This is a genomic window from Sphingobacterium sp. HSC-15S19 (assembly GCF_050433745.1).
GTDB lineage: Bacteria > Bacteroidota > Bacteroidia > Sphingobacteriales > Sphingobacteriaceae > Sphingobacterium > Sphingobacterium siyangense.
The window spans coordinates 70,691-87,785 of sequence record NZ_JBNPWQ010000028.1 but is presented as its reverse complement, the minus strand read 5'-3'; the positions used below and the strand labels follow the sequence as shown (position 1 = coordinate 87,785).

General features: G+C 39.5%; 15 protein-coding genes. 1 reads left to right on the top strand and 14 read right to left on the bottom strand.

Annotation, left to right across the window (positions count from 1 at the left end; translation table 11 throughout):
* Positions 1-224: 224 nt before the first annotated feature.
* From L1283_RS20635 to L1283_RS20590, 10 genes are all read right to left on the bottom strand, one after another.
* Positions 225-1,799: a M28 family peptidase gene (locus L1283_RS20635; RefSeq protein ID WP_429626412.1), complete on the bottom strand. Its 1,575-nt coding sequence runs from the start codon at positions 1,797-1,799 to the stop codon at positions 225-227.
* A 178-nt stretch (positions 1,800-1,977) separates the two neighbouring features.
* A complete protein-coding gene (rpiB, locus tag L1283_RS20630; protein WP_088160307.1) occupies positions 1,978-2,424 on the bottom strand; it encodes a ribose 5-phosphate isomerase B in 447 nt (148 codons plus the stop codon).
* Between the two features lie 13 nt (positions 2,425-2,437).
* The gene (gene tatC, locus L1283_RS20625; protein ID WP_088160308.1) at positions 2,438-3,298 is read right to left on the bottom strand and encodes a twin-arginine translocase subunit TatC; all 861 of its coding nucleotides are present in this window, start codon (positions 3,296-3,298) and stop codon (positions 2,438-2,440) included.
* Between the two features lie 76 nt (positions 3,299-3,374).
* A complete protein-coding gene (gene accC, locus L1283_RS20620; protein ID WP_075991144.1) occupies positions 3,375-4,730 on the bottom strand; it encodes an acetyl-CoA carboxylase biotin carboxylase subunit in 1,356 nt (451 codons plus the stop codon).
* A gap of 73 nt (positions 4,731-4,803) precedes the next feature.
* Positions 4,804-5,283 carry an acetyl-CoA carboxylase biotin carboxyl carrier protein gene (gene accB / locus L1283_RS20615; protein WP_075991145.1) on the bottom strand — a complete coding sequence of 160 codons (480 nt, stop codon included), beginning with the start codon at positions 5,281-5,283 and terminating at the stop codon, positions 4,804-4,806.
* A 74-nt stretch (positions 5,284-5,357) separates the two neighbouring features.
* Complete coding sequence (locus tag L1283_RS20610) at positions 5,358-6,347, bottom strand: beta-ketoacyl-ACP synthase III (RefSeq protein ID WP_046672271.1); 990 nt, start codon at positions 6,345-6,347, stop codon at positions 5,358-5,360.
* 7 nt (positions 6,348-6,354) lie between these two features.
* A complete protein-coding gene (gene plsX / locus L1283_RS20605) occupies positions 6,355-7,293 on the bottom strand; it encodes a phosphate acyltransferase PlsX (RefSeq protein WP_046672270.1) in 939 nt (312 codons plus the stop codon).
* 106 nt (positions 7,294-7,399) lie between these two features.
* A complete protein-coding gene (rpmF, locus tag L1283_RS20600) occupies positions 7,400-7,591 on the bottom strand; it encodes a 50S ribosomal protein L32 (protein WP_046672269.1) in 192 nt (63 codons plus the stop codon).
* 14 nt (positions 7,592-7,605) lie between these two features.
* Positions 7,606-8,142 (bottom strand): YceD family protein, encoded by a 537-nt coding sequence (locus L1283_RS20595; RefSeq protein ID WP_046672268.1) that lies wholly within the window; start codon positions 8,140-8,142, stop codon positions 7,606-7,608.
* A gap of 102 nt (positions 8,143-8,244) precedes the next feature.
* The gene (locus L1283_RS20590; protein WP_120333454.1) at positions 8,245-8,895 is read right to left on the bottom strand and encodes an epoxyqueuosine reductase QueH; all 651 of its coding nucleotides are present in this window, start codon (positions 8,893-8,895) and stop codon (positions 8,245-8,247) included.
* Between the two features lie 179 nt (positions 8,896-9,074).
* On the opposite strand from L1283_RS20590, the gene L1283_RS20585 reads away from it, so the two are divergent.
* A complete protein-coding gene (locus tag L1283_RS20585; RefSeq protein ID WP_333885949.1) occupies positions 9,075-10,247 on the top strand; it encodes a hypothetical protein in 1,173 nt (390 codons plus the stop codon).
* An 8-nt stretch (positions 10,248-10,255) separates the two neighbouring features.
* Here L1283_RS20585 and L1283_RS20580 read toward each other — a convergent pair whose 3' ends face one another.
* The 4 genes from L1283_RS20580 to L1283_RS20565 form a co-directional block, all read right to left on the bottom strand.
* Positions 10,256-11,104 (bottom strand): transglutaminase-like domain-containing protein, encoded by an 849-nt coding sequence (locus L1283_RS20580; RefSeq protein ID WP_075994643.1) that lies wholly within the window; start codon positions 11,102-11,104, stop codon positions 10,256-10,258.
* A 100-nt stretch (positions 11,105-11,204) separates the two neighbouring features.
* Entirely contained in the window at positions 11,205-11,864 is a 660-nt protein-coding gene (locus tag L1283_RS20575; protein ID WP_046672265.1) for an ABC transporter ATP-binding protein, read from the bottom strand.
* A gap of 101 nt (positions 11,865-11,965) precedes the next feature.
* Positions 11,966-14,368 carry an FtsX-like permease family protein gene (locus L1283_RS20570; protein ID WP_429626411.1) on the bottom strand — a complete coding sequence of 801 codons (2,403 nt, stop codon included), beginning with the start codon at positions 14,366-14,368 and terminating at the stop codon, positions 11,966-11,968.
* Between the two features lie 256 nt (positions 14,369-14,624).
* Positions 14,625-17,072, bottom strand: a complete 2,448-nt coding sequence (locus L1283_RS20565; RefSeq protein ID WP_145327812.1) for an ABC transporter permease — start codon at positions 17,070-17,072, stop codon at positions 14,625-14,627.
* Positions 17,073-17,095 lie beyond the last annotated feature (23 nt).

Below are 17,095 nucleotides of genomic sequence, written 5' to 3'. Positions count from 1 at the left end.
TTAATGCCAGCCTTACGGCTGACCAAACTCGAAGAGGAAAATCGCAAAACCCAATGCGCAAGGGGACTGTATTATAGTTAATTTATAGAGGAAAGGTAACAAAAATTGTGGATAAAAGGTTTATGCTAAAGGTCATTTTAATACATAAAAAAGCAAGTAAATGATTGTTTACTTGCTTTTTTATACAGTATAAAGTAATCCTTTTTACAGGCGATAATTTGACCCTACTCTTTATTATTGTCAACCACCAGGCGATTTTCCCGATTGGCTATTTGCCACGCGGTGTAAAATGCGAGCTTTTCACGTTTAACCATCAATGGAAAGTCGATCTTGTCATAGGTATCTGCAGGTGTGTGGTAGTCCGGATGCAAGCCCGAAAAGTAAAATACAGATGGGATACCTTTCTTGGCAAAGTTATAATGATCGGAGCGATAGTAGAGGCGCATAGGATCCTTTGGATCGTCATACATATAGTCAATCTCCAGTTTCGTATGTTTTTCATTCTCATTTTTATTGATCTGATATAACTCCGAGCTCAATTTATCTGAACCGATCGCATGGATATAATCGTGATTACCTTTGAGATGTTTGTCGTCAACACGGCCGATCATATCAATATTAATGCAGGCAACGGTGTTTTTCAATGGAAATATGGGATTTTCTGTATAGAATTTGGAACCCAGTAAACCTTTTTCTTCTGCCGCATAGGTGATGAACAAAATACTGCGCCGTGGGCCATTTCCGGTTGATTTAGCTTTAGAAAAAGCACGTGCCAACTCAAGGACAGCTGTTGTGCCCGAGGCATTGTCATCGGCCCCAAAGAAGATATTTCCTTTGGAATCCATTCCATCGTGGTCATAGTGGCCCCCGAGCACAACGATTTCGTCTTTTTTATCTGTTCCTTCCAGGTAGCCAAGAATATTAGGATCGGCTAAAGTTGCCGCATTGGTGCCAAACTCAGCTTTAAAATTTGTTGAAATAGCAAAGGAATTCGGTTGTCCCGTACGATTAATTTTTGCAACCACAGTAGCAAGATTGGTTCTTGCTAGGTTTAGAATATAATTTGCTGCATGGTCTGTAATATTGACCACGGGGATCATGGGCGACTTTTCAGGCGCAGGTTGATCCACCGCTAAATTATAACGGCCCTCAATAGCACGGTCTCCTGCATCCTCCAAAAGTTGAGACAGCTGACTATTGATGGCTAGTACCATTTTGGGACTGTGTTTAAGGATCTCCTTGACTTTTTTATTTCGGGTTGTTGCCCAGTCCGAAGCAGCCTTTTTGCTGGTAATCCATGAATTCCCTTTCTCATCTGTTGGCTCATTCTCATTGATCAACATAACGATCTTATTGTGGAGATCCATGCCTGAGATATCCGAATACTTGGGATCATCTATGCCATAGCCAATAAACACAATTTCATTGCTTTCGAAGAACTTGTTCTCATTGTTGCCAATGACAAAAATGTCCTTACCATGTTGGAAGGGTCTATCGTTAATACTAAATTGCTTTACCTTAAAGCTGTTGCGAATTAGCTGCAGGGGTTGGAAATAGGATCCATTGACAGGCGCACTAAGTCCATATTTTTTAAATTCATTGGCAATATATTCTGCTGCCAGGCGCCCACCTTTTTGGCCGGTCCCTCGGCCTTCAAAATCGACAGAAGCTAAAGTGCGCAGATGCTTCTGCGTCGACTCTACTGTGATTTCATCTGCATATTTACTGTTTATGTCCTGTGCTTTTGCACAGCTCATTAGGGAGCATGCGATCCAAAGCAGGTTGTATATTTTTTTCATTGTTTATTTTTTACTAGTGCGACTTTCAACGCTTTATTTTGTAATGCTAATTAACCGGATTAAGCGAGCATCATCTGCTTAATCTTATAACAGGTGTCAGTATCTGCACAATATATAAAAAAAAGCGGATGAAAAGTGTAGTTTACCTTTCATCCGCTTCTTAAAAAATGTTAATTTATTAACAGCTACAAGCTATTTTGTTTACACGGTTAGCGTGACGTCCACCCTCGAATTCCGTGTTCATAAATGTGTTGACGATCTTTTTAGCAAGGTCAAGGTCGATAAAACGTGCTGGGATACATACCACGTTCGCATCATTATGCTGACGGGCTAAAGCCGAAATTTCCTCCAACCAACAGATAGCAGCACGAATATTTTGGTGTTTATTAGCTGTGATAGCAACACCATTTGCACTTCCACAAATCAAGACTCCGGCATCAGCTTCTTTATTTTCTACTGCTGATGCAACTGGGTGTGCGAAATCTGGATAATCAACTGAATCTGGAGAGTTTGTTCCAAAGTCTGTTACTTCATAACCCAGTTCATTCAAAAAGCTTACCAAAGCTGTTTTGTATTCAAAACCAGCATGGTCACTTCCAATCGCAATTTTCTTTACGCTGCTCATTTTTATTGTTATTTTATTTTTCTTGTGCTAATTTTTTTCTTTTGACATCCGCAGAAACCATAATACTGATCTCATATAATAAGAACATTGGTGCTGCAACGGTCAACATGGTGATCACATCTGCAGAAGGTGTAATGATAGCGGCTATCACTAAAATAATTACAGTTGCATAACGACGGCTGGCCCGCATAAATTCAGGGGTCATAATGCCTATTTTCGAGAGAATAAATACCAGTATCGGCAGTAGGAAAACAATTCCACAGCCCAATGTTAATGTTGCTATCGTGGAAAGGTAATTATCAATGGTAATCTGGTTCACGATTTCATCACTTAGGGATACATTTGCCAGAAAGTTTATGGATAATGGCACAACGATATAGTATCCGAAGAGCGCTCCTAAAATAAACAATAAAGAGGAGTAAAAGACAAACCCTCGTGCAGAGCGTCTTTCCACATCGGTCAATGCTGGTTTTACAAATAACCAGATTTCAAAAAGAAGGTAAGGAAAGCCCATCATCAAAGCCATCAATAAACAGGAGTTTATCTGAAGCATAAATTGACCTGCTAGTTCGGTATTGATGATATTAAAAGGAATTTTCTTGACACAGAAGTCCGCTAAATTGAAAGCATCTGCAGCTTTACACATCATGCGATAGGTCCAAAAATTTAGATTCTTTGGCCCCATGATGATATCGTTGAATACGAAATCGTAGAATGTAAAGGCAATACCTGCAAAGATACAGATCGCAATTGCTGAACGGACCAAATGCCATCTCAAAACCTCAAGGTGGTCAAAAAAAGACATTTCTGCTTCTATATTCTTCCCTTTATCTTTAATAGCTTGTATTAGATCTTTCGAATTAGGTGTACTCATAAAAATTGTTTGGAAACAAAAATACCATTCTTATTGTAAAGAATGGTATTTTTTATGTATGTAAAGATAATTTTATTTAATCTTCTGCTGGATATTCCGTTAGGTCGAAAGTTTCCATAAACTTTGTCGTGAAATTGCCGGCTCTAAAGTTAGGGTCGCGCATCAATCTCAAATGTAAAGGAATGGTTGTTTTGATCCCTTCAATGACGAATTCGCTTAACGCACGTTCCATGGTACAAATTGCTTCCTCACGTGTTTGTGCAACAGTGATCAATTTAGCAATCATAGAATCATAGTTCGGCGGAATTGAATAACCAGAGTAAACGTGTGTATCTACACGTACACCATGTCCACCTGGTGAGTGGAAGTTGGTGATTTTACCTGGTGAAGGGCGGAAATTGTTAAAAGGGTCCTCAGCATTGATACGACATTCAATTGCATGCATTCCTGGTTCATAGTTTTTACCAGAGATCGGAATTCCTGCGGCCACTTTTATCTGTTCTTTGATCAAGTCAAAGTTGATTACCTCTTCCGTTACAGGGTGTTCTACTTGGATACGAGTGTTCATTTCCATAAAGTAGAAGTTGCGGTGTTTGTCAACCAAGAATTCGATTGTACCAGCACCTTCATAGTTTACAGCTTTAGCACCTTTGACAGCAGCCTCTCCCATTTCAGCTCTCAATTCGGGAGTCATAAAAGGTGATGGAGATTCTTCGATCAATTTTTGGTGACGACGTTGTATCGAACAGTCACGTTCAGATAGGTGACATACTGTACCGAACTGATCGCCCACAATTTGGAATTCGATGTGACGCGGTTCTTCTACATATTTTTCAAGGTAGATGCCATCGTTACCGAAAGCCGCAGCAGATTCAACACGTGCAGAATCCCAAGCTGGTTCGAACTCTTCATCTTTCCAAATGATACGCATACCACGACCACCACCACCGGCAGTTGCTTTGATGATTACTGGGTAGCCGATTTCATTCGCTAATATAATACCTTCTTTTACGTTTGAGATCAAACCATCCGATCCTGGAACGGTTGGAACACCAGCTTTTTTCATGGTATCCTTAGCACGGGATTTATCACCCATTTTTTCGATCTGTTCTGCAGTAGCACCAATAAATTTGATGCCATATTCTGCACAGATTGCTGAAAAGCGTGCGTTTTCCGATAAGAAACCGTATCCTGGATGAATCGCATCTGCATTTGTCAATTCAGCTGCAGAAATAATATTTGGAATGTTTAAGTAAGAGTCTCTACTCGGTGGAGGACCAATACAAACTGCTTCATCCGCAAATCTTACGTGTAAGCTGTCTCTATCAGCAGTCGAATATACTGCAACACTTTTAATACCCATTTCACGACAGGTACGGATAATGCGCAGGGCAATCTCGCCTCTATTTGCAATTAATATTTTTTTGAACATTGTCTTGAATTATGAAGTTTGCAAAAAATGTAGCCCTTTGGAGGCTACATGTATTCATTTACGTAATTGTAAATTACTTAGGCTCAACTAAGAATAATGGTTGGTCGAACTCAACAGGTTGAGCGTCTTCTACCAAAATCTTAACGATTTTACCTGAAACTTCAGATTCAATTTCGTTGAATAATTTCATAGCTTCAACGATACATAATACAGAACCGGTATTGATATCATCACCGATATTAACGAAAGATGGTTTACCTGGTCCAGCCGAACGGTAGAATGTACCGATCATTGGTGATTTGATTGTTATCAAGTTTGCGTCAGCGTTTACCGCTGGTGCTGCAGGGCTAGCCACAGGAGCTGGCGCCGCTGCTTGTGCAACTTGAGGAGCAGCAATTGGAGCAACAGCAGGAACAGTAGCTGTCACGTACGTAGGCTCTTGATTTGTCTTTATTGTAATTTTAAAATCTTGCTCTTCAATTGAGACTTCATTCACACCTGATTTTGAAACGAATTTAATCAAGTCCTGAATTTGTTTGATATCCATACCCATAGTATTCTAGGTTTTGTTTGTTTCTAAAAAATTCTAACTGTCAAAAGTAATAAATTATACCATAAAATGGACAATTAATACGCCCATTTTAAATAGATGGATCCCCAAGTGAAACCACCGCCGAAAGCTGCAAGGATAAGATTATCTCCTTTTTTCAATTGAGATTCCCATTCCCATAGGCATAAAGGAATAGTACCACTGGTGGTATTTCCATATTTTTGAATGTTCACCATCACTTTTTCTTCCGGAAGACCCACACGTTCTGCAGTTGCATCAATAATACGTTTGTTGGCCTGATGAGGTACCAACCAAGCAATATCTTCTGACTTTAAGTTATTTTTGACCATAACTTCATGTGCTACATCAGCCATATTGGTTACTGCAAATTTAAACACCGTACGACCTTCTTGGTAAGCATAATGTAATCCTGCATCTACAGTTGCATGCGACGCCGGATTCAGTGAACCTCCACCTTTGATATTCAAAAACTGTCCTCCAGAACCATCGGTTTTTAAAATAGCATCCTGTATACCCATTCCTTCTTCATTTGGCTCCAACAATACACAACCACAGCCATCACCAAATAGGATACAGGTATTACGGTCTTGATAATTTATTACTGAAGACATTTTATCTGCACCGATAACAAGGACTTTTTTATGTGTACCAGCAGTGATAAATTGTGTTCCTGTATTCAGACCGAACAAGAAACCTGAACAAGCAGCCTGAAGATCAAATCCCCATGCATTTGTAGCTCCGATTTTATCGGCCAGAATATTTGCAGTCGCAGGGAACAGCATATCTGGTGTGCTTGTGCAAAAGATAATAAGGTCAATATCTGTAGCAGCTATACCTCTTTTTTTCAATAAACCTTGAACTGCAGGTACAGCAAGATCTGAAGTAGCAAGCCCTTCACCTTTTAAGATGCGACGCTCTTTGATTCCCGTTCTGGAAACAATCCATTCGTCGTTGGTGTCGACCATTGTTTCCAATTCTTTGTTAGTAAGGATATAATCCGGAACGTAACCATTTACAGCCGTGATTGCGGCGTGAATCTTTGACATAAATATTCTAATTGAAAATAGATCTGATGCTGTCAATGAACTTAGACTCGATCATATCTCTTGAAAATAAAACCATATTTTTAATGGCCTCAGGTGTCGAAATACCATGGCCAATAATGACAGGAGCATTAACTCCCAAGATGGGGCTTCCGCCGTACTGCTCGTAGTTGAATCGGTCGAAGAAATCATCTTTAAAACCTTTTTTCAACGTCACTACATAAAATGATTCTGCGAGTTTCAAGACGACGTTGCCTGTAAATCCATCACAGACGTAAACGTCGGCATGGTCACTGAACAGGTCACGGCCTTCTGCATTTCCGATAAAGTTAATCTTGTCGTTGGCTTTAAGTAGGGGGTAGGTAGAGGTTGTTAGGATGTTTCCTTTTTCTTCTTCTTCTCCGATATTCAATAATCCCACTTTAGGATTGGATACATTAAACACATGTTCGGCAAAGACACTTCCCAAGATTGCAAATTGGTTCAACATCTCTGGTTTACAGTCCGCATTAGCGCCGACGTCCAATAAGATTCCGAAGCCAGATTTTAATTTGGGAACAATGGATGCTATAGCAGGACGTAATACGCCTGGGATAGCTTTAACGCTGAACATTGAGCCCACAAGCATGGCGCCGGTATTACCAGCAGAAGCGAATGAGTCAATTTCTTTGTTTTTTAAATATTCAAATCCCTTCGCAATACTTGAGTTGGGTTTTTGAGTTATTGCTTTGGTAGGATGTTCACCCATTGCAATGACTTCTGGAGCCTCTACATATTCAAAGTCAGATGAATTTCCTCCGGCTTGATTGATTAATTGTTTAGTCTCTTCAGTTTTACCAAAAAGGACTATTTTTTGGTCTCCAGTAAGCTGTTTTTGTGCTTCAATTGCACCTGTTATCGTTGCTTTAGGAGCATAATCTCCTCCTAAAATATCTAAACCAATCTTCATCCGTTATTATTTAGTAAATCAATAATACGCAAAAAACATCCCAAAGTAAAGCAAATTTCTAAAATAGTGCTTGTCTGGGATGTTTTGGTGTTATGAAAGGTTTACCTTAGACAACAGCTGTATTTTCAATGATCAATTTACCGTTGTAGTACAAGTTTCCGTCTACAGTATACGCACGGTGAGGTAAATGAACTGCGCCAGTTTCTTTACATACTGTCAAGCTTGGAGCTTCAGCTTTATAATGTGTTCTTCTTTTGTCTCTTCTTGATTTAGAAGTTTTACGTTTTGGATGTGCCATCTCGTATTTTTGTTTTAGTTATTTTTAATATTTCTCAATGCTTCCCAACGTGGGTCGATAATTTCTTCTTCTTTTTGTTCTTCTGAATCAGGCTCGCTTGTAAATAACGCGAGCATCTCAGGATCACATTGTATACCTTGTCCCTGCTCTTCACATTTTACGATATAGGGAACAGCTAAATTAATGTATTCGTATAATAACTCAGCTATATCCAACTCATGGTCGCTTTTGGATAAGATCAACACCTCTTCGGTATTATCTGTCCAATCTTCATCCGTGAATTTGACTAATATTCGTTCTTGAATTGAAATCGGTGACATAAACTCTTTTAAGCAGGTATCACAAGTCAATTGAATTTCGCCTTGGATATCAAAATGCAAAATCAATAGATTTTCTTGTTTTTGCAATTCAACTTCTGCTTTCAGATTGCCATCTTTTACAATCGAATGTTCGTAGCAGTCAAAGAACTTTTTATTAATGTCAAACTCAAAATTGTGTTTTCCAGCGTTGAGCCCCGAAAAGGGAATTCTGTATTGTTTTAGATGTTTCACAATCTTGCATTTGAGCCTGCAAAGGTATGTATAAAATCATTAGGATAGAAATATTTTTTTAAATATTCCGAAGCAAAGCTTTATATACACCAGTAACAGGGCTTATTCATAATAATTTTTGCCTAACTCTATCTTTTCGCGCCCATTTGCCATACGCCATTTGTTAGTGTCACGTAGCGAATAAGCACAGCCGCAATATTCCTGCATATAGAACTTCTCCTTTTTGGAGACTTCAAGCATACGGGCAGAACCACCTTTCTTGCGCCAGTTGAATGTCCAATACTCCATCCCTTCATGGCGGGAAGCCGCACGTAGACCACAGTCATTGATCTGCTCCATGTTTTTCCAACGGGAGATACCCAGCGAACTTGAAATCACATCAAAGCCATTCGCAGCCGCATACTCAGCCGTTTTTTCAAAACGCATATCAAAACACATGGTGCAGCGAATGCCTCTTTCAGGCTCTTGCTCCATCCCTTTGGCCAAATCGAACCAATGATCAACATCGTAGTCCGCATCAATAAAAGGGATATTATGTTTTTCCGCAAATCGGATGTTCTCGTCTTTGCGTAAATCATATTCTTTGCGGGGATGAATATTGGGATTGTAAAAATAGATTGTAAAATCGATATCCGAAGCAATGAGTGCTTCCATCACTTCTCCAGAACAAGGAGCACAGCAGGAGTGTAAAAGTAATTTTTTGCCCTCTCCCGGTAATGCCAACGTCTCCCTTACAAATTCCTTATTTTCCATAATCGTATGTGCTAACAAAAAACAAGGACAATTTTAATCAAAAAGTAGCGAATTGACAAATATTTCCGTTATACTTATACGAGTTTGTCCTTAAAAGAATTATATAAATTCGTTTATATGCTGCATATATTAGTAGATTTGTATGTTTAACGCAATACGCTATTTTTAATAAAAAATATATGAAATTTTCGTTTCAATCCTGTATTATCCTATTCTTTGCTAGTGTAATAGGTTTTACATCATGCAAGAAACTGGATGATGAACCAAGCAATATTGGACGTGTCACGCAGATATCACGATTATATATCTCTTTCCTGGATTATGATCCGAATAATTCTTCCCTGAAGAATATGATGATTGTAGATCCGGCAGATACGAACAATTTGGATAATATCTATCAGTATCTTTCTCCGGCTAAGGGAGGGGGACCCATTCTTTTTGATGCAAGTGCCCAGGCTATTTTTCAGGCGAGTATAACGGCTCAGGATACCTTTATTCAGCGTATTCCTTTTGCAAATGATATTTATGGAATTCCAGGTAATGCAGGCGCAATTGGATACCGTGGTTTTACAAATGTTAAAGGATTGGCTTATTATACATATGCCCAGCAAAATGGTACTTCTGGATCTGCTACAATACCATTTCTATTGGCGGTTACAAATCGAGGAGTAGGCAGCTCCATGTTTTATGCTATAAGCACACCAAGCGGAAAAGTAGGATCAAAAGGTGGAGCACCAATCATTGACAAACAGATTAACCTGGGGACCATTGTTCCCAGTTCTCTGACCTTAGTGAACAATAGCACAGGTGATAATAATCAAAAAATTGTTGTTATAGGCTTTAATAATGAAGGAGCAGAAAATAAAAGTGGATTTGCTGTTTATACTAATCTAAAACAACAACTCATCGATCAGCCACGTGATACGATTGTCGGCGTAGATGGATTTAAGCCAGTAATGAAAGTCTATATCAAGGGTAAAACTGAACTAGGCCCCGTGTCCTATGCGCCTAATAAGGGTTTACTTGCGGTGACATCGGGTAAAGAAGTACTATTTTTCAAAGATCCAAATACCTTATTTAGCGGCACCACGGATAAAATGAACGTGGAACCGGATTACGTCATCAGTGGTGCTAATACGGGCTTAGAAAAACCTTGGGGGGTAGCCATTGATGACCGTCTCAACGAAGGAAAATTCTTTTATGTTTCTGATCTAACGAATCGTACAATTTCGCGTTTTCCATTGGTTGGTTTAGGCGACGGTAATTTAAAACCTGACATAGTGGCGAAAACCTATGGTTCTCTGAATCCAAATTATATCTTTTTGGACGGCCGGTCTACTACTAACTTTTAATGGACAGTTTAAGCAAGCAACTGGAAAAGCTCTTTGATTTCCTGTTGCTTGTTTGAACTTTCATGTTCCTCGTAGGCAGACATTAGGTTTCGCAAAGCTCGTTTAATGATTGTCACATTGTCGCAGGGGTAGGTAAATTCTCTATCCGGATTGAGGTTCAGTTGCTTCAAAAATGAATTTACATCGCTTTTTTGCATAACCTGACCACGATTAAAGGCATTGATGTAAAACAGCACATTTTCATTCCCTTCTTCATCCGAATCCATATACGCCAATACAAAATGCTTTGGTAAATTGATACCGTAGATTGGAATGTCCAATTTTTGTGCAATGATACTATAAATGCAGGATAGGGTTAAGGGATTCCCCTGTTTGGTATCGAGTACCTGACCAATATAGGAATTCTGTGGATGATGATAATCCTTTGTATTTCCTGTTAGGCCGAAAGAGCCAAAAAGAACATGATTCATTAGGTTTACTTTTTCCAGTGGGCTCATGTCGTAATGCAAACCGCGCCATACCTCAGTTTTGAGATCTTCTATCGCCAAAATAATCTTGTGGTCTTCATAAGAAGGATATTGATAATTATTGAGGATAATTAATCCTTCCAGTAGATTGAATGAGTTACTCAGGTTCCAGATCTGTAACTCGTTTTTGGTCTGATCAAATTGAATTTCATGAATGATATTCTCTAAACGTCCCTGTATTCTGGGATCGAAGCTTGATTCCCAAAATTTTTCCAAATAGGGTACAATCTCAGGACCTTGGCTTTTTAACTGGTGTTCCACTTCCTGAATAATCTGTTGGTCGGTGTCGTCCAACAGGGATATTAGCGATTTCAACTCTCTCTCATTCATCATAACGAAGTTAAAGAATTGATTCGAAATATGAGCTAAAAAAATCCCTACCGTAATTGATGTACTGCGTAGGGATTATCCAGGTTAAATTGGCATACAATTATTTGAGCTGACCATCCAGCATATTGACAACTCTTTTACCGTATTCGGCATTCTTTTCAGAATGGGTTACTTGTATGATCGTAACACCATCATCGTTGAGCTGTTTGAATAGATCCATGATTTCTTCGCCTTGTTTGGAATTTAAATTACCCGTAGGTTCATCGGCTAACAATAACTTGGGCGATCCCGCTAATGCACGCGCTATACCTACAATCTGTTGTTGGCCACCGGATAGTTGGGCTGGGAAGAGATCCTTCTTACCAACAATACCAAAGCGATCGAGCATATCGGCAACAATAGCTTTTCTTTCTTTGCTCGAAATGTCCTTATAGATCAAAGGTGTTTCAATATTTTCATATACGGTCAATTCATCCAGGAGATGGTAAGCTTGAAATACATAACCGATGTGGGATTGGTATAGTTGCGTTCTTTTTTTCGCTTTCATTTCCAACACATTCTCGCCCATAAAGATATATTCACCTTCATCAGGTTCATCGAGCATACCGATAATATTTAATAAAGTCGATTTTCCGGACCCTGAAGGTCCCATGATGGAGATAAAATCACCTTCAGCGATATCGAGACTTACATCTTTAAGGACGAATGAGCGTGTACCACCTACGTTATACCACTTGAATAAATTTTTTAATTGTATCATTTTTTAGTATTGAGATCTTAGATATTCGTATTTATATTTTTTCTAGTAACCATAATTATTGTTCGACTGTGGGCTACGGCCATCTCTGCTCATATTATCTTCTATTCATCGCGCAGGCTATCTATTGGATTTGTTTTTGCGACTTTGATAGATTGGAAACTGATGGAAACCAATATGAGTATAAATATGCAAAATATTGGGATCAAAAACGACCACCAGGACAGCTGAATGTGATAGGCGAAATTGGAAAGCCACCTATTCATGAGCAAATAGGCGATTGGAAGAGCTATGCCGATCCCGATCAGAAAGAGTTTGAAAAATGGTTTGTTCAATTGAACAAAGAGCAATTGTACCGACGCTCCTAGTACTTTTCGGATACTCATTTCCTTTTTTCGTAATGCCGCCTGATATGCCGCCATACTGAACAGCCCTAAGGCCGCGATGATAACCGAAAGACTGGTGAAACTATTAAAAGCAGTCTGCAATTCTTGCTGTTTTTTGTGCTGTAAAGCATATTGCTCATCCATAAAGGAATAATCAAGGGGCAGATCTTTTGCAGATGGATTTTTCGCCCACTCTGCTTTGACTGTTTGAATTGCCAGATCGACCATACCTGGTTTTGTTTTGACCATGAGGGTTGTTTGGAAGCGCATACTGCCGCATTCACTTTTAAATGAATATAGGCTCGGTTGAACGGCATTCTCGAAGCCATAAGTTTTACTGTCTTTGACCAGACCGACAATTTCGAAGTTGACATCACAGCCTTTGATTTTAGCACCTATAGGGTTTTCAAGTCCTAAATTTTTAGCTGCAGATTCGTTGATAATAGCATAGTTCGTCAAGGAATCGCGAAGCAGTTGGTCCATTGAAATATTGGTGTTCCCCTGTATGCTGGAGATGTTTAACGTCTTGAAATATTTAGGATCAATGCCGACATGTGCGAATGAAACAGTTTTTTGTGCATAAGAAAAATCCATTTTGGGAGGCTGTTCTCCTTCCCCTGGAATATTTGTCGCCGATGCGACTGATGCGATACTCGGATCATTTTCTAATCGACGTTTTAGTTGTTGATAGGAACCATCAATTTTGGAATCATAATACATGCCTATTCCTTTGAAATTGACAACCTGTGCAGGCTCAAATCCTTTATCCGCCTGCTGCATATAATTTAGCTGTGCTCTAATAACCAGCATGCCCGAGATAAACAGGATGGCCATACTGATCTGGAACGTCAGTAGTGCATTTCGGAAAGTCCCTTTTTTGAGTATTGATGTCAGTCCACCTTTTAGGAGATTAACGGATTTGAAGCCCGAGAGTACGATGGCTGGGTATATTGCCGATATAATTGTTGTCAATAGTACTGCGATAGTGAGTTGTACGATTGTCTCTGAACTCAAAATATACCCCTTAAGATCATCATTGAACCATTTTTGGAGGATATTTCCTGTGAGGGCCAAAGTGACGAAACTTAGGATTGCAGCACTGAAAGTCAGGATAAATACTTCCAGTACCAATTGCCTGACGATAGCCCAACGGGAGCTTCCCAATATTTTTTTTAGAGCAAGCTCTTTAAGTCGTTGATCCGCCTGTGCCATAATCATGTTGGCAAAATTGGCTGAAGCAAGTAAAAGAATCAAGACCGAAAGAATACCAATAATCCACGTAATGATATAAGCCGTGTTACTGCCTGTTTTTGGCCGAAGGTGAAGGTTGGCAAGTGGATCTAGATAGATTTTTCCTTTGGCATAACTGGATGAACGTATTTTATCTTTTGGTGCAATTTCTTTCTGGTAAAGTGCATTGATGCGTTCGGTCAACGTTGTGATATCCGTACCGGGGCGAATCTGAATATAAGTTTGATACAAAAAGGGATTATTATCCGCGAAGAGATCCTGCGGTTCACGGATAAAAAGGAGATCGTAATCAATTATGGACAGGCCTTGCTTTTTGATGGTACCGTAGATTGTTTCCTTCATTCCAATTTGTTGACTTAGCGCTGGAATCGACTGGGGACTGTCAAAATTTAGATCTTCTTTTTTGAATAGTTGTTCGGCAATAGGACTTTTGACCATGGTCGCTTCCTTTTGGTCCTTGTTTTTGTAGAGCGGCCCAGTCGCATTTTCTATCTGAAAAATCCGCGCAGCAGAAGAATCAATTAATGCAGCGTTTTTGATAAGCACCGTCTTCTCCCCAAAAAGCGGATAACTGCCGTAATTGTAAACTATTTTCCTGCCGGCATAGATGATATCTGGTAAATTTTGTTTTAGCAATGGAGCCATTGCAGGAGAGGTCTCATCTGTAAAAGCGCCTTCGGCCTCCAAACCAACTTGATAGATATCCTTATAATGGGGATTCCATTTGTCGTAACTCGTTTCCCGATTGATGTATTGATACGAAAGGATAAAACCTGTAAAACCCAGGGTCAATCCAATAATATTTAAGAAAGTAAAACCTTTATTTTTTAAAAGTTTGCGCCAAGCTAGTTTGAAATCATTTTTTGCCATTTTTTGGAGGATATTATGTTTAAACTAATGCGAACCAATTCACTCAATTAAAATTACAATCCCCTTGCCAGTGTCGTAATAGTTTTATTATAAATCACTTATCGTGTTTTTGTCTTGTTTTTGGATGTTCGATTTCGAACAGTTTACGTCCAGAATCGAACATCCATGCCCCCTGAGCCATTGGTTCATTGCCCACCAAGCAACAGGCAAGGCAATTACCAAGGCAACGAACACCAATTTTTAAGATCTTCTGACTTTATTCATCCCTTAAACTATCGACTGGATTGGCACGGACGACTTTCCATGTTTGATAAGTAATGGTTCCGAAAGCAACCAGGATTGCACTGAGACCCGCTAGAATAAAGTAGAACCAATTGATTTCTACTCGATAGTTGAAATCTCTCAACCATTGATTCATTGCCCACCACGCTACAGGTGTAGCAATGATCAAAGCTACAAACACCAATTTTATAAAATCTCCGGAGAGTAATTTGAGTAATCGGATGGAACTTGCACCGAGAACCTTGCGGACACCGATTTCCTTGGTTCGTTGCTGGGTCACATAAGTTGCCAGTCCGAAAAGTCCCAGAGCTGCAACAAAAATGGCTACAAAAGCAAAGCAACTGAAGATATTTTTGGTCCGTTGGACATCTTGATATAGATCTGCGAAGCCGGCATCGAGGAAATTGTAATCGATTTTTTGATTTGGTGAAAACTTGTTCCAGGCGGTATTAATGTCGGCCAATGTTTTGGACATCTCTGTAGATTTAGTCTTGATGGAAAGCATGGAGGGGCTGTTGGCGAGGGTCATACAAACGGGATAGTAGCCCTCATCTTTCATCGATTCAAAGATAAAATCGTCGACGACACCAATAATGGTCCACGTCATGCCATTGGTAATTTGTGCACCAATCGGATTTCCCTTGATGCCTAGATCTGCAAGCATTCTTTTGTTAACAATAGCACCAGAACTATCCGATGCGATATGTGGATCGAAGTTTCGGCCGGCTATAAGTTTTAGTCCAAATGTAGTGAGGTAGCTTTCGTCGATATTCCAGAATTGCCCGCCTTCTCCCAATTCAAGATCTTCTTTTCCTTTGGACCAAAAAAGATTCCCATTTCTTTTTGCGCCATCCAATTGAACCGGTAAGTAGTCGCCGATGGAGACATCACGAACTGTTGGAATGGCTTTCAATTCATTTTTTAATTCTTTTGCCTGAGAGGCAATACCCGTTACACCACGAAGTACAATGACCTGATCTTTATCAAAGCCAATGTCTTTATTGAGCATAAAACTGATTTGTTGATTTGCAATGAGTGCACTGATGATCAATATAATAGATGTTGCAAACTGGAAAATAACCAGTCCATTACGTAGCAACGAAGATTTAGGGTTAGCAACCGATTTACTTTTTAATGCGTTGATAGGTTGAAATCCTGATAAATAGAACGCTGGGTATAAGCCAGCAAGGATACCGATGAACAACATGCTCAAAATCAGCGAAGGAACAAAGTACCACACTGTCCACGGTATAAACAGCGCTTTGTTGGCTAGATTGTTAAATAGCGGTAATAACAGGAAGGCTAATAATAACCCTATAAGGAGTGAAATAAGACTGTAACATATCGCTTCGGTCATAAATTGGATAATCAGTGTCCGTCGATTTGATCCAATGGTTTTTCGAATCCCGATTTCTTTGGCTCGTGTTGCTGCATTCGCCGTTGATAAGTTGATGAAGTTTATACAGGCAATCAATAATATAAAAAATGCAATGCCCGTAAATATCCAGACCATCTTAATGTCGCTTTGATATTGTGTCGCCATTCCATATTCCGAAATATTCTTCGAGTGCAGGTGCATATCAAGGGCGTTTTGAAGCAATACGGTTGATTGCATCATTTCTGGCGATATTTTCATTCCATTTTTTTTGTTGAGCAAAATATAATGGTCCTGAATATAGTTTTTTGAAATGCTACGCTGTGCGTTGGCAATATCTGTATTCTCCTTCAGTTTTACATAGGTAATGTAATTTGTCGCGCCCCAATTGTTTTGCTCACCCGGATAAAATGGTTCCCCCGCTAGGGATATAAAATAATCATAACCATAGAGACTGGAATTGTTTGGAACATCATCGATCACAGCCGTTATGTTGTATAAAACATTTTTATTATTGTTCAAATAGATGGTTTGTCCTACGGCATTTCCTTTGAAATATTTCTGAGCCCTACTTTTGGTAATGACTATCGCATTGGGTTTGTCCAGCGCATGTGATAACTGTCCTTGTACGACCGGAAGCGGAAATATTTCCAAAATGGACTGATCAACATATACAAAACCTTTATCAAGGTAGTTCTCCGCGCGGCCATTTACAGTAAACAGATTGCTTCCGGCACCAAATAAGGTATTGGGTAAAATGCGACCGGCTAATTCAACACTTGGGATTTCCTCTTGCAAGGTTTTAGCTGCTGGGGCAGGAAAGGCAAAGGTTTGCCTCACTTTATCACCATCGGGTGCTGAAACGATAAGACGGAAAACACGGTTCATGTTGGGATACATTTTATCATAACTGGTTTCATGTCGGATGTACAGCATAATAAGAATGCAAATCGCAATGCTAAAAGCGAATCCGCCGATCTTGATGATCGAGTACAGTTTGTTGTTGACCATATTTCGCCAAGCGATCTTTAAATTATTTCCTATCATAATAAAAGTCTTTTACGGTTTTG

Coding starts and splice junctions, on each gene's coding strand:
- L1283_RS20610 (WP_046672271.1), bottom strand. CDS start 6,347: ATGTCAAAGATTCACGCCGCAATCACGGCTGTAAATGGTTACGTTCCG.
- L1283_RS20575 (WP_046672265.1), bottom strand. CDS start 11,864: ATGATACAATTAAAAAATTTATTCAAGTGGTATAACGTAGGTGGTACA.
- L1283_RS20580 (WP_075994643.1), bottom strand. CDS start 11,104: ATGAATGAGAGAGAGTTGAAATCGCTAATATCCCTGTTGGACGACACC.
- L1283_RS20565 (WP_145327812.1), bottom strand. CDS start 17,072: ATGATAGGAAATAATTTAAAGATCGCTTGGCGAAATATGGTCAACAAC.
- L1283_RS20635 (WP_429626412.1), bottom strand. CDS start 1,799: ATGAAAAAAATATACAACCTGCTTTGGATCGCATGCTCCCTAATGAGC.
- accB (WP_075991145.1), bottom strand. CDS start 5,283: ATGGGTATGGATATCAAACAAATTCAGGACTTGATTAAATTCGTTTCA.
- L1283_RS20590 (WP_120333454.1), bottom strand. CDS start 8,895: ATGGAAAATAAGGAATTTGTAAGGGAGACGTTGGCATTACCGGGAGAG.
- plsX (WP_046672270.1), bottom strand. CDS start 7,293: ATGAAGATTGGTTTAGATATTTTAGGAGGAGATTATGCTCCTAAAGCA.
- rpiB (WP_088160307.1), bottom strand. CDS start 2,424: ATGAGCAGCGTAAAGAAAATTGCGATTGGAAGTGACCATGCTGGTTTT.
- rpmF (WP_046672269.1), bottom strand. CDS start 7,591: ATGGCACATCCAAAACGTAAAACTTCTAAATCAAGAAGAGACAAAAGA.
- accC (WP_075991144.1), bottom strand. CDS start 4,730: ATGTTCAAAAAAATATTAATTGCAAATAGAGGCGAGATTGCCCTGCGC.
- tatC (WP_088160308.1), bottom strand. CDS start 3,298: ATGAGTACACCTAATTCGAAAGATCTAATACAAGCTATTAAAGATAAA.
- L1283_RS20570 (WP_429626411.1), bottom strand. CDS start 14,368: ATGGCAAAAAATGATTTCAAACTAGCTTGGCGCAAACTTTTAAAAAAT.
- L1283_RS20585 (WP_333885949.1), top strand. CDS start 9,075: ATGAAATTTTCGTTTCAATCCTGTATTATCCTATTCTTTGCTAGTGTA.